Below are 14,405 nucleotides of genomic sequence, written 5' to 3'. Positions count from 1 at the left end.
AAAATGAACCCTAAAAGTTAGACAAAAACTTTTAGGGTTCGCTTAGTCATAGTTACCAGCCTGTATTTTGACCTAAATTAGGATTCTTATAATATTCAGTCTGTGGTATAGGATATAAGTACATCTTATCATCCCAGTTACGTGTTTCAAGCAATTCTTTCTTATAAACGGGAGAACCGTTCTTCATGGTGATCTTGATACAATAAATATCCTTGGTTTTATCGCCAATCTTCCAACGGCGGATATCCCAAAACCTATGGTCTTCGAACGCAAGTTCCACTCGTCTTTCACGACGGACGCTTTCAGTAAACGCGTCGCCGCTTGTTGTAATGGCAGGCATATCAGCAGCAGCACGCACCTGATTCAGTGCCGCACGTGCAGACAACGGATGGTCATTATCCGTATAATCAGCGTCTTTCCAGGCATCCATTGCTTCCGCATAGTTCAGGAGAATTTCCGCATAACGGAATATGATGAAATGGTGCGGTTTCTTTTTCTCATTGGAAGGAGCTAGAGAAACAGTCTCATTCATATACTTCTTCAAATAATAACCTGTGGTAGTCGCTCCGGTTGTTCCGGCACCGTCTTTTCCTCCTTCATAAGACTGGATGGTCGAGTTCATCCATGTATCGCCATTGCAAAGCACCGTTTTATAGAATCTCGGGTCTCTGCCTTCATACGGATTCTGCCCCGGTGTAATCTGTTCCCAGTCAAAGTCTTTTCCATTAGTCATCTGGAAGGCATCCACCAGGTTCTGGGTGGGCACGTTGCCTGTTTTCCCCTTTTCATAACTGATGGGCAAATTGTTAGCTTCAAAATCAAAGCTTTCCCCATTTCTACGTTCAAAAATTAATTGCGGAGATTTCAATACATCGTTTCCACCATTCTTGTCATACAGAGGATCTACATTCGTCTTCGGCAAACTGTACCAATTCTCTTTTATGATAGCATAAGCCGCATCGGCAGCCGCTTTCCATTTATCGGCATCCTGTGCGGGATTATGCAACAAACTCGCCGCATAAAGAAGAGCACGGGATTTCAATGCCAACGCTGTACCTTTGGTCACACGTCCCGTCTCCGCCCAAAAGTCCTGATGACTGACAGGCAGAGTTTTGGCCGCGTCACTACATTCGTCACAGATATATTTTATCACTTCATTGAAAGAAGTCTTTTCCACGCCGTTGATTTCATCCAAAGCATACGTACGTGTCAAAAGTGGAATATCACCGTATCGTTTAGCCAGTTCGAACAGATAAAAAGCTCGCAACACCCGTAATTCTTCACGAGACATGGTAGCTTTGGCAATGTCTTCTTCATACGTGTCGTTCCAGCGGAAACGCTCCAGTTTTTCCTGTGAATAGTTTTCAAGATATGAATTGACGGAACGGATAGCTCCATAGCACTTCGACCACATATTATCGACTGCATTGTTAGGACTCCAGGCATTGTTATAAAAGTCGTGAACACTATTATCACTCCAGACATAAACAGAATTATCCGTTGCAGACTCCCTCAAAGCCCCGTCGAGCACTCCGAGATCTCCGGGCAACTGGCTATAAACGTAGGTAGCCAAACCTTTCACATTGCTAAAGTAAGAATAGGCCTCTTCCCTGTCCAAGCCTGTCGATTCGTCCAATTCGAGCAAGCTACACCCCGATACGGATAATAGCAAACCTGTATATAATAGGATATATTTTCTCATGGTCATCTCACATTTTAGAAGTTAATATTCAACCCGAAATAAACAGAAGTCATATCCGGATAATTGATTTTCAGATCTTCACTGTTCATATACTTCACATGGTCGAGCGAAAAAAGATTGTTAGCTCTCGCATATACCTGAATCTTCTCCATTTTCATTTTCTTCACCCAAGAGGAAGGAAGGTTATAGTAGACATTCAGGTTACGAAGTTTGAAATAGCTCCCGTTTTCCAACCACTGTGTACTGTTTCTGAAGTTATTGGCATTATCCAGCGTGGTCAGGCGGGGGACATTTGCGATGTCTTTCGTTTCTTCCGTCCAGCGGATTCTGTCATTCAGATACCAGCTGGAAATATTCGTGTTGTTTCTCAACGGCCAGTATACGCTGGCAGTGTTCAACATCACACTATAATGGGCTACTCCTTGAAACAGAGCATCCACGCCGAAACCTTTATATTCAAATCCCAAATTAATGCCATAATAAATCTCCGGTATGGCAGTGGAATATCCTATCGCCTTCTGGTCATTGTTGTCAATCACTTTATCACCATTCAGATCCCTGTACTTGACATCACCTGGACGTACTTCCGAGAATTTCTGCACAGGACTGCTCTTTATGTCCGCCTCATCTCTGAAATAACCGATAGCCTCCCAGCCAAAACACTGCCCGACAGGGTAACCTTTTTTAGACAAATAGCCATACGGCTGATATCCCTCACCATTTTCTACGACTTTACTTTTGGCATAGGAGAAGTTGGCTCCGATATAATAGTTGAAGTCCTTGTATTCCTTTTTCCACATGGCAGAGAGTTCCGTTCCTTTTGTTTCCACCTTTCCTGCATTCATCTGTGGAATAGTAACCCCGATTGCCGATGAGATCAGCCCACTTCCGTCAATCAGGATATTAGTGCGCTTGTCATAAAAACCGTCAATAGAAAAAGTCAGTCCCTTGAACAGGCTCATATCCAAACCGATATTATATTTATCCGCAACTTCCAGATCCAGTTGTTCCATTGCCAACACTCCTTCCTTCAGGCTACTTCCGGCAGAAGTATTTCCGGCCTGAAAATAGTAAGCACCGCTTCCTACCCAATATTGCTTATCCATGTCATAATCATAAATATCATATCCGGAGCGTCCGTAAGAAGCACGAAGCTTCAGATAATCAAAAGCGGAAATTTCTTTTATGAAATTCTCGTTCGAAAGTATCCAGGCGGCAGAAATGGCGGGATATGCACGATACTTGTCGTTCTTCCCCAACACGCTGCTGCCAAAACAGTTGGCTACGATATCCACCATATAACGGTTGTCAAAATTATAACCTGCGGTTCCGATGATGTATTGACGGTAACGACTGTTATTAGCCCCTGTCAACGTCATTGATTCTTGACGAAACATAGCACTGGCCGTAAAATCATGTTTATCCCATATCCGGTGATAATTGACCTTCGCTTCAAAATTGGCATGTATGTATTGATTGGCCAATCCTTTGTTGCTGATTTCCAGTTCATCGTTAGGATTTCCGTAATTCGTGTAAATCGGTTCTCCATCTGTGCCTTTTTCAATGGTCTGGTACATAAAACTTTTCTTGGCTGTTTCCTGATAGGTCGCATTATTATCATAAGCAATAGCGAGTTCCGCACTCAACCCGCGAGTCAATACAGACAAATCCTGCACCAACCGTAAATCCGCCTGCAACATACGCTGATTCAGTTTATAATAACCTACGTCCGCCAGATTGGCTATCGGGTTTGTTTTCAGCACATTGTTACTGCCCCAGAATCCATTCTGTGTCTGCACGGGAAATGCGGCGGACGGGGTGTTGAAAATCTGTTCAAACAAAGTAGCTTCCGACGTGGTGGGACGCTTGGTCTCTCGCAGCATACCGAGCATACTCAGTTTCAATTTTGTCGCGTCCGTAATATCCACATCCAGATTCATGCGAAGATTGAGGAAGTATTTCTTCATCTGGGAGTTATAGCGATCTGTATAATCAGTGTATTTGCTATTCAGCAGCCCCATATCGTTTTTGTAATTGAGGACACTGAAATAACGAAGCCGCTTGCCACCTCCGCGGAAAGTGATGTCCAGTTGATGACTGGTTGTATGATTGCGTAACGCTTCTTTCTGCCAGTCCACATTTGGATAAAGATCGCTATTGCCTCCGGACAGGAAAGAAGCCTCATCCATATCCGGTTGCAAACCATCATATCTCAATGCTTCATTACGGGCTTTGGCATAGGTATAAGCATCGGCAAATTCCGGCTGATTAACAGGGAAGCCTAAACCAAACTTATAGTCTACTTTTATATCCTTCTGGCTATATATACCGCGTTTGGTAGTTATCAATACCACTCCGTTGGCGCCTCTGCCTCCCCAAAGAGCAGTAGCAGCACCGTCTTTCAAAACGGATATTGATTCTATTTCCGAAAGGTTAATATATTCGAGAGGGCGTGCAAAACCATCTACTACAAATAAAGGTGTATCTCCATTCAAAGAACCGCGTCCCCGCACATTGAGACGAGATTTATCTGTGCCCCAGCTAGTGTTCTGCATCACACTCAATCCCGGCAACAAGCCATAAATGGCATTGTAAGGACTAGTGGCAGCATTTTTATCTAATTCATTCGAATAAATGGTAGAGACAGCCTGTGTCTTCCGTAATTCGGTGGTCGTCTGTGTGCCCAGATCGATTACCTTATCTTGTCCTTCATTATTTTGCGCTATACCCGTAGTGGCAAACGCCAACGAGAAAGCTACGATATAAAGTGATTTATTCATAATCATTCTTCTTATTGTTCAACGATTTGATTATTACCAACCCGGATTCTGAATCAATCCATATTTCTTGTTTATCTCATCTATAGGCAGAGGCAACAGGAAATACTTGTCGTTCCACTTTTCAGGTTTTGCATACTGACGCGTTTCCGCCATTGCATGAGATACGGTATAAGAAAAGCCGCTTGGCTCACCGGCCGCTTTTTTAATAATCAGACGTGACAATTGTCCGGTAAATATATCTGAGCGTTTCCAACGTACCAGATCGAAATAACGTACTTCTTCATAGCCGAATTCAATGGCTCTTTCGCGTAATATCGCTTCACGCAATGGTTTACCGGCCGGAACATCTGCTGCCGAAATCGGAGGCATACCTGCACGCAACCTGGTTTTATTCAGATAATCATAAGCCGTATTGCCAAACTCATCACGGACTTCCGCCTTATTCAATTCGTTCATCGCTTCGGCCATATTCAAATAAACCTCCGGAAGGCGGATCAACGGACAAGAATAAAATTTACCATTCACTTCGTCATTGAAGTTCCGTATGAATTTTCTCATGGCAACCCCATTGTAACTCATTCGTCCGTCTTTATAAGGCGCCTGGGTGGCTCCTTCGTAAATTTGCACTTTCTGGGCGCCCCTAAACTTATCTCCATTCACAGCAACCGTTTCATATAAGCGGATGTCTCTTCTGGGGTTTCCGTCCTTATCAAAGAAGGGGAATTTTTTATGATCAGGATTGTTCCAGTCGAATTCTGTCCCGTCTTTCATCTGAAACATATCGACATAGGTTAGTGTAGGAGAAGCAACTCCATAACGTACCTGGGCGAACGGTGTCTTTCCCGTAGCATAAGTGGTGAATCTTCTAGAAGAAATCAAGACTTCACCGTTATGGCGATTGAAATATCCTGCTGCAAAATCATCGCGGGGATTACCTGTATTCACCAGTTGATAAGCGTCTGAGTTCTTTTTATTAGCCCGCATAAATTCTAATCCGACATCCAACGCCTTCTGCCACCTGTCCGGTGAATAGTTGCCATACCAAGTAAGGAACTGAGACGAAGCATCTCCTTCCAGATAGGGCTTTTCAGCATTAAATAAAGGACTCGCCACAAACTGAAGCACTCTGGACTTTAACGCTAAAGCAGAAGCAGCCGTCATTCGTCCGTCATTATCTGCATTCACCTGCCAAGGCAGTACAGAGGCTGCTGCATCCAGTAATCCAACAATCTTCTGTACGGTTTCTTCCACTGTCATACGGGGAAATTTCATCTCATCTTCTGCCATATATGCATGGTCTATCCACGGCATACCACCATAATAACGGAGCATTTGAGAATAATGATAGGCAATGATTACTTGCGCTTCCGCTTTTCCTATCGCTTTCTCATCCGCAGTCATATCCGGCACTCTATCCACATTCTCAATGTAAATGTAGGCTCTTCGAATACCATAAACCGGCCCTACTCCTATCGTAGCATTGGCAACATCCAACCGATATGGAAGATGTTCCAGATATGTATTTGTTCCGTCCACTGTTCCTGTATAGAATCTAGGCGCTCCCTTTTTCGTCCAGTCACCCAGATCGGTTAGCATTTCCAGAACGCCATATCCCAGACGTCCTTGCATCGGCAGATAATCCGGCAGGGAATGATAAGTTTCCGCCAGTGCCTGCTCAGCATATACCTTTTTATTAAAAACAGAATCGATATTCTGTTCGTTACTTATCGGCTTATCCAGAAATTTCTCTCCAAATTTAAGGTCTTCGCACCCTACCAGTGTCAGTACAAAGAGAGAAAGACAGCCTATATACTTTTTATAGTTTTTCATTGTCAGCACTATTAAAAGGTTAGATTAATACCTAAATTATATATTTTAATGATAGGGTAAGAATCCGCATTATTCGGATTACATTCAGGGTCCATGATGTCAAACTTATCAAAAGTCAGCAGATTATAGCCTGTCAGTTTTATGCCTAACTGCTGGATACCCAGTTTCTTCAACATCTTCTTATCTGTGAAGTTATATCCTATTGTCACATTCTTCAGCTTCAAATAAGAACCGTCTCGCACCCACAAAGAGGAGGAACGCATATTATAGACTGCATTTGTCTCTGTAAACCGCGGTGTAGTAGCTGTATTAGCTGTTTCCGGTGTCCAGCGCGTATCTGCATGGAACTGCATCAAACCACGGACTTTACCATTACCAAAAGGTTCTCTGAAAGCTCCGTCCAGCAACAAAGAGCGTTGTGCAGCACCAGTCCAGTTCATCGTCAGGAAAAAGCCTTTGTAATTGATACCATAATTCAATCCGAATGTATAAGCCGGACGAGTCGGATTTCCAATAATAGTCTGGTCGTCAGAAGTAATTTCCTCATCACCGTTCAAATCCCGGTATTTCACATCACCCGGCTTCACGGACACACCCGGATCGGGCAGACCTGCCACTAGTTTGCCGTTCTCTTCGAAGTCCGCTTCTGTATAGAAACCGTCCGCCACATACCCGAAGAGTGTTCCGACCGGATTTCCTGTCCGCCACATATAAGGTTCATTAGGCTCAACCTCATCTTGGAAAATAATCTTATTCTTTGAATAAGAAACGTTTGCCTGAACATTATACTGAACCTGCCCGATCTTGTCATTCCACCTCACTTCTACCTCATATCCACGGTTTTTCACTTTGCCCATATTTACAGCAGGTAAAATAGATGATGTCAATCCCGTTAATAAAGGTACTGTCTTACGATTGATGAGAATATCCTTACGCTCTTCGAGGAAATAGTCCAAAGAGATTTTCAGACGGCTCTTCAAGAAATGAACGTCCAATCCATAGTTCTGTTTCAGCGCAGTTTCCCAAGTCACGTTCGGATTGCCCAGACGCTTCTCCAATGCACCCAGAATTAACGCCTTGCTGTTATAACCAAAGTTGAATCCATACTTATTGTTATTCCACCCGTCTACTCCGCTCAGATTCACATCATAAGAATCCGGCAGGAATAAGAAGCGGTTATTCCCAAGATTGTCATTTCCGACCAAGCCGACAGAAGCACGGAATTTCAGATAATCAACCACCTTCTGTTTTTTCATGAAAGCCTCTTCCGACAGGATATAACCGATGGAACCGGCAGGAAACGCACCGAATCTCTTACCCGGAGCAAAATTCTCAGAACCATTATAGCCGAAGTTAACTTCTGCCATATAACGAGATTTGTAATCATACGTCAGACGACCTACAAAACCGATGTAAGCAGACGGTACTCCCACCCACTGAGCGGGATAGTATTTCTTACTCTGATTGTACAAGAACAATCCCCCGACATTATGAAAACCAGACTTACGATTATATCTCAGACTTGCTTCCAGATACCAGTCTCGTGCCCGCGACGAAGTTTCCTCATATTGCAAGCTCTTATTTTCTCCTTTGATCTTATAAACAATATTCTTGTTGAAATCCGGTGAATCATAACCAAGTGACGGATCTTCCAAAGAAGATTGATAGAAAGGCATAAATTGTTCCACTTGTCCTTTACGTTTTTTGGTAAAGCCATAACTCGTATTATAAGCACCTTTTATTTCCGCCGACAACCCTTTGGTTATGAAGTCCAACTTCTGATTCAACAGAAGGTCCAGATTCATCGTATTATTAATAGCTGTTGAGTAACCTGTCCCATAACATTTAGGCAAAGCACTATTGCCCAGATGGATTTTATTATCAAAACGTTCTTCGGGGGTAACTATGAGTTGTCCGTCAATCACACCTGGACTACTGAACGGAGCTGTCTGATTAATCAGTGTCCAAATCGAATTAGTCGCATCATTAATCATCGGCTCATTTCGGTTACCTACAATCCCGCCGATACCGATCTTCAGCGTAGTAGTCTTAGTTACATTAAAGTCTAAATTCGCGCGATAATTATATCTTTTGTATTTATAATTATTATCATACCCCACTCCTTCAAACTGTTTCAGCAAGCCATTCTGATATAAGAAACCTAAAGATATGAAGTAACGTATATCCTTTGTTCCTCCGGAAATATTCAGGTTATGCTGCGTTTGCACAGATGTTTTATTAAGCAGATTGTTTCTCCAGTCGATACTGGGATACATAATAGGCTCATCATTCAATCTGAACCGTTCAACTGCATAATTATTAAACACCAAATCGTTCTCGGTAGCATTTGGCTTATCATTTGTTATAATCTCATTTCTCAAAGTAGCATACGTATAGCTATCTGCCATTTCAAGCATACGGGTAGGCATCTGGATACCAACTGAAGAATTCACTGAGATTTTCGCTTTACCTTCCTTACCACGACGTGTAGTCACCAAAATTACACCATTTGCACCACGTACACCAAACACAGCAGTAGCGGAAGCGTCTTTCAGGACCGTCACGCTCTCTATTTCATTCGGGTCCATTTGAAAAAACGAACGTTCTATACCATCCACCAAAATCAAAGGAGAGGAAGCACTTTCTGTCAAAGAACCCACTCCGCGAATAAATACCTTAGGGTCTTCCTGGCCCGGCTGACCGCTAGTCTGAACGGATGAAAGTCCTGTAATCTGCCCCGCCAGCGAATTGGCCACACTTGCATTTGGCGAACGTATCAACGCCTCATTATTTACAGCAGAAATAGCTCCTGTCAGAGTTTCTTTCTTTTGTGTACCATAAGCTACAACTGTAACTTCCTGAAGCTCATTAGCCGTTTCCTTTAAAACGACTTTCAGTTGTTTGCGTCCATTTAATGGCACTTCTTGAGGTTCATATCCCATGAATGAAACTTGCAGAACTGCCTTCTGAAGACTGCTTACTTTTAAATGGAAAACACCATTCATGTCGGTAATGGCACCGTTAGCCGTGCCTTTTTCCTTCACATTGGCACCAATAACCTCTAGGTTAGATTCATCCAATACAGTTCCCGTTACCGTATTTTGCGTCCATGCCAAGAGCGAACAACACATAAGCATTAACGTACTGATGCACCTCTTGCATCTTTTTAGTCTCGTCAATTTATTCATAATAATAAATTTAAGAATTAGAAATAGGTTTGTTAAAAATCTCGTTGCAAATTAAATGAATACAATAATTTTTAATATACAATTATTATACTAAAAAGATACAAAATAGTACAGAGCAAGAAATACCAAGCGTTTAATTTAACTGTATTATCCATAATATCAGGGGATCACACTAGAAAAAATATAGCCTATTCATCGCTTTTACTTGACTCTACCATACTCGAAAAGTAATATTAAAAAGTTAATTCACCAAGCTCTTCTCTCATCGTAAATCTAAGCTAACTCCACATTCCGTTACCAGACTTCATTAGATAGTTTATTAATAAATTGAAATTGAACTATTGATATACCTATTTAGACTTATTATTCGCCTTCACTGAATAAAATATTCACTATCTTTGACTCCCAAAATTCAAACCTAATACAAAAACCCATGAAGAAACAACTACTCTCTTGCTGCTTGGCTGCATTGGGACTGACAGCAATTCAAGCGCAAAGCTTCAACGAGTGGAAAGATCCGGAAGTGAATTCCGTAAACCGTTCCGCTATGCACACTAATTACTTTGCTTTCGCATCGGCTGATGAAGCTAAAGTCGGCATTAAAGAAAATTCCACAAATTTCATGACCCTGAACGGTCTTTGGAAATTCAACTGGGTGAGACACGCAGACGCGCGCCCGACTGACTTTTATCAGACTAATTTCAACGACAAAGGTTGGGATGACCTTCAAGTTCCTGGTGTTTGGGAGTTGAACGGCTACGGTGACCCTATCTATGTCAACGTAGGATATGCCTGGAGAAGCCAATTCAAAAACAACCCTCCGCTAGTGCCGACAGAAAACAACCACGTAGGCTCTTACCGCAAAGAAATCATCCTTCCTACCGACTGGAAAGGCAAAGAAATTTTCGCACATTTCGGCTCGGTAACCTCCAATATGTATCTTTGGGTGAACGGACGTTACGTAGGATATAGCGAAGACAGCAAACTGGAAGCTGAATTCAACCTAACAAACTACCTGAAACCGGGTAAAAACATCATCGCCTTTCAAGTTTTCCGCTGGTGCGACGGCAGCTATCTGGAAGATCAGGACTTCTTCCGCTACTCTGGCGTAGGACGCGACTGTTATCTTTACGCACGCGACAAGAAATACATCCAGGACATTCGCATCACTCCCGATTTGGACAGCCAATATAAAGACGGTACATTAAATATAGTCGTTGACCTGAAAGGAAGCGGCACAGTAGCTTTGAACCTGAAAGATGTTCAAGGCAACAGCGTAGCGACTGCCGACCTGAAAGGTTCGGGTAAACTCAACACAACCCTATCCGTCTCCAATCCGGCCAAATGGACTGCTGAAACGCCTAATCTCTACACGCTGACCGCTACACTGAAAAACGGCAACAACGTAGTAGAAGTAATCCCTGTTAAAGTAGGTTTCCGCAAAATTGAATTGAAAGACGGACAGATATTCGTAAACGGACAACCGGTACTCTTCAAAGGAGCCGACCGTCACGAAATGGACCCGGACGGCGGTTATGTAGTTTCTACCGAACGTATGTTGCAAGATATCAAGGTAATGAAAGAACTCAATATCAATGCCGTACGTACCTGCCATTACCCGGACGACAACCGTTGGTATGACCTTTGCGACCAATACGGTCTATATTTAGTAGCCGAAGCTAACATAGAATCTCACGGAATGGGCTATGGCGACCAGACACTGGCCAAGAACCCAATCTACGCCAAAGCCCACATGGAACGCAACCAACGCAACGTACAACGTGGATACAACCATCCGTCCATCATCTTCTGGTCACTGGGTAACGAAGCCGGTATGGGACCAAACTTTGAAAAATGCTACACTTGGATCAAGAATGAAGACAAGACACGTGCCGTACAATACGAACAAGCAGGAATCAGCGAATTCACCGACATTTTCTGCCCAATGTACTATGACTATAACGCGTGTATCAAATATAGCGAAGGCAATATCCAAAAGCCGTTAATCCAATGTGAATACGCACACGCCATGGGTAACTCCGAAGGAGGATTCAAAGAATACTGGGACATCATCCGCAAATATCCGAAATATCAGGGCGGATTTATCTGGGACTTCGTAGACCAGTCTTGCCACTGGAAAAACAAAAACGGAGTGAGCATCTACGGCTATGGCGGTGACTTCAACAAATACGACGCTTCAGATAATAACTTCAACGACAACGGTTTGATTAGCCCCGACCGCGTACCCAATCCGCACGCATACGAAGTAGCTTATTTCTATCAGAATATATGGACGACTCCAGCTGATCTTGCCAAAGGTGAAATCAATATCTTTAATGAGTATTTCTTCCGCGACTTATCTGCTTATTATATGGAATGGCAATTACTGGCAAACGGAGAAGTAGTGCAAACAGGCATCGTATCCGACCTGAAAGTAGCACCCCAACAAACTGTGAAAGTGCAAATTCCATTTGATACAAAGAACATCTGTCCTTGTAAAGAATTGCTGCTCAACGTGAGCTACAAACTGAAAACTGCCGAAACACTGCTGCCGGCAGGAGCTACCATCGCTTACGATCAGCTAAGCATCCGTGACTACAAAGCACCGGAACTGAAACTGGAAAACCAACAAGCTTCTAACATTGCGGTCATCGTGCCCAGCATCTTGGGCAACGACCACAACTACCTGATTGTGAAAGGTGAAAACTTCTCCATGGATTTCAACAAACACAACGGTTATCTCTGCCGTTACGACGTCAACGGTATGCAACTGATGGAAGATGGCAGCGCACTGACTCCTAACTTCTGGCGTGCACCGACCGACAATGACTTCGGAGCCGGACTGCAACACAAATATGCTGCCTGGAAGAATCCGGAACTGAAACTGACTTCTCTGAAACATGCTATTGAAAACAATCAGGCAGTGGTTCGTGCCGAATATGATATGAAGTCGATTGGCGGAACATTATCCCTGACTTACATCATTAACAACAAAGGAGCAGTGAAAGTTACCCAAAAGATGGCAGCAGACAAGAGCAAGAAAGTTTCTGACATGTTCCGCTTCGGTATGCAAATGCGTATGCCAGTCAACTTCAACGAGATAGAATATTACGGCCGTGGCCCGGGTGAAAACTACGCCGACCGCAACCATGCGGCAATGTTAGGTAAATATCGCCAGACAGTGGAAGAACAATTCTATCCTTACATCCGCCCGCAGGAAACCGGGACAAAAACGGATATCCGCTGGTGGAGACTTCTGAACATCAGTGGCAATGGACTACAATTCGTATCGAGTGCTCCTTTCTCCGCTTCTGCCCTGAATTACACCATCGAGTCATTGGATGACGGCGACGGCAAAGAACAGCGTCACTCGCCGGAAGTGGAAAAGGCAAACTTCACCAACTTCTGTATCGACAAGGCACAAGCCGGACTTGCCTGTGTCAACAGTTGGGGAGCTATCCCACTGGAGAAATATCGTCTTCCTTACCAAGATTATGAGTTAAGTTTTATTATGACTCCTGTATATCATAAAATAAAGTAAAAAACATAGTTAAAAAACACGGTATCAGAGAACAAGAATACCGAATTTAAAGTAATTTTGCAACCGGAAACTAAATTAGGCAATTTAGTTTCCGGTTTTTCTTCCTTAACCCCCTTATCTATATAGATGAACAGCACACTGGAAACAAACGCATTAAATTAAAAAACAGATATTTAAGTATGAAAAGTAGAATTGTTTTATTTGCATTTTGTGTAGTCCTTTTGTCTAGTTGTGGCAATAAGAGCAATGACACAGGAAAGGTCCCTGAATATGCAGTACAAGAGTTACAAAAAACGACTGCTAATTTAACAACTGCCTATCCGGCTACAATTAAAGGTAAACAAGATGTAGAAATCCGCCCCCAAGTATCGGGCTTCATCACGAGACTCTGTGTAGACGAAGGAGCAGCTGTACGTAAAGGGCAAGTGCTGTTCATTGTTGATCCGACTCAATACGAAGCAGCTGTACGCACTGCCAAAGCAGCAGTGGCTACAGCAGAAGCAGCAGTGAGTACCCAACAGATGACGTATGACAATAAGAAAGAGTTGAACAAAAAGCAAATCATCAGTGACTATGACCTGGCAATGGCAGAAAACTCCTTGGCACAGACTAAAGCTCAGTTGGCACAAGCAAAAGCGCAACTGACCACTGCTCAACAGAACTTGTCATTCACACAAGTTAAAAGTCCGTCAGATGGCGTTATCAACAATATCCCTTATCGTGTAGGAGCATTGGTAAGCCCTTCTATCGCTACGCCGATGACTACTGTATCCGAGATTGACGAAGTATATGTATACTTCTCAATGACAGAAAAGGAATTGCTGGCAATGACCAAGTCCGGTAGCACTATCAAAGAAGAAATCAGCAAAATGCCGACTATCAAACTGCAATTAATTGATGGTTCCACATACGATATAGAGGGTAAAGTAGATGCTATCACAGGCGTTATCGACCAATCTACCGGTTCGGTAAGCATCCGTGCTATCTTCCCGAATAAGGAACATGTATTGCGTAGCGGAGGTACTGCAAACGTTCTGATTCCTTATACCATGGAGAATGTAATCACTATACCGCAGTCTGCAACAGTAGAAATCCAGGATAAGAAGTTCGTTTATGTTTTGCAACCGGACAACACGGTAAAATATACAGAAATCAAAATCTTCAATCTAGATAACGGAAAAGAGTACTTGGTTACTTCCGGTTTGAATTCAGGAGATAAAATCGTAATCGAAGGAGTACAAAACCTGAAAGATGGCCAGAAGGTTCAGCCTATCACACCGGCGCAAAAAGAAGCAAACTATCAACAACATTTGAAAGACCAACGCGACGGTAATTTAGCCACAGCCTTCAACTAATAATCAGAT

6 protein-coding genes are annotated in these 14,405 nt (G+C 43.0%); 2 read left to right on the top strand and 4 right to left on the bottom strand.

Annotated features, from left to right (window positions below; genetic code table 11):
* Positions 1-52: 52 nt before the first annotated feature.
* From A4V03_RS19500 to A4V03_RS19485, 4 genes are read right to left on the bottom strand one after another with little or no spacing between them, the layout of a single operon-like run.
* Positions 53-1,708 (bottom strand): RagB/SusD family nutrient uptake outer membrane protein, encoded by a 1,656-nt coding sequence (locus A4V03_RS19500; protein ID WP_065540037.1) that lies wholly within the window; start codon positions 1,706-1,708, stop codon positions 53-55.
* A gap of 8 nt (positions 1,709-1,716) precedes the next feature.
* Positions 1,717-4,488: a SusC/RagA family TonB-linked outer membrane protein gene (locus A4V03_RS19495; RefSeq protein ID WP_065540036.1), complete on the bottom strand. Its 2,772-nt coding sequence runs from the start codon at positions 4,486-4,488 to the stop codon at positions 1,717-1,719.
* A gap of 27 nt (positions 4,489-4,515) precedes the next feature.
* Positions 4,516-6,312 (bottom strand): RagB/SusD family nutrient uptake outer membrane protein, encoded by a 1,797-nt coding sequence (locus tag A4V03_RS19490; protein ID WP_065540035.1) that lies wholly within the window; start codon positions 6,310-6,312, stop codon positions 4,516-4,518.
* 11 nt (positions 6,313-6,323) lie between these two features.
* On the bottom strand, positions 6,324-9,449 hold the full coding sequence (locus A4V03_RS19485; protein ID WP_065540034.1) for a SusC/RagA family TonB-linked outer membrane protein: 3,126 nt from the start codon (positions 9,447-9,449) through the stop codon (positions 6,324-6,326).
* 484 nt (positions 9,450-9,933) lie between these two features.
* On the opposite strand from A4V03_RS19485, the gene A4V03_RS19480 reads away from it, so the two are divergent.
* Positions 9,934-13,041, top strand: coding sequence for a glycoside hydrolase family 2 TIM barrel-domain containing protein (locus tag A4V03_RS19480; protein WP_065540033.1), 3,108 nt, complete (start codon positions 9,934-9,936; stop codon positions 13,039-13,041).
* 179 nt (positions 13,042-13,220) lie between these two features.
* Complete coding sequence (locus tag A4V03_RS19475; protein WP_065540032.1) at positions 13,221-14,396, top strand: efflux RND transporter periplasmic adaptor subunit; 1,176 nt, start codon at positions 13,221-13,223, stop codon at positions 14,394-14,396.
* The last annotated feature ends 9 nt before the right edge of the window (positions 14,397-14,405 follow it).

This window comes from Bacteroides caecimuris (genome assembly GCF_001688725.2).
Classification (GTDB): domain Bacteria; phylum Bacteroidota; class Bacteroidia; order Bacteroidales; family Bacteroidaceae; genus Bacteroides; species Bacteroides caecimuris.
This window is presented reverse-complemented; position numbering and strand designations above follow the sequence as displayed.

Excerpts from the sequence above, each read along its gene's own strand:
- A4V03_RS19500 (WP_065540037.1), bottom strand. The coding sequence starts at position 1,708 with ATGACCATGAGAAAATATATCCTATTATATACAGGTTTGCTATTATCC.
- A4V03_RS19495 (WP_065540036.1), bottom strand. The coding sequence starts at position 4,488 with ATGATTATGAATAAATCACTTTATATCGTAGCTTTCTCGTTGGCGTTT.
- A4V03_RS19490 (WP_065540035.1), bottom strand. The coding sequence starts at position 6,312 with ATGAAAAACTATAAAAAGTATATAGGCTGTCTTTCTCTCTTTGTACTG.
- A4V03_RS19485 (WP_065540034.1), bottom strand. The coding sequence starts at position 9,449 with ATGCTTATGTGTTGTTCGCTCTTGGCATGGACGCAAAATACGGTAACG.
- A4V03_RS19480 (WP_065540033.1), top strand. The coding sequence starts at position 9,934 with ATGAAGAAACAACTACTCTCTTGCTGCTTGGCTGCATTGGGACTGACA.
- A4V03_RS19475 (WP_065540032.1), top strand. The coding sequence starts at position 13,221 with ATGAAAAGTAGAATTGTTTTATTTGCATTTTGTGTAGTCCTTTTGTCT.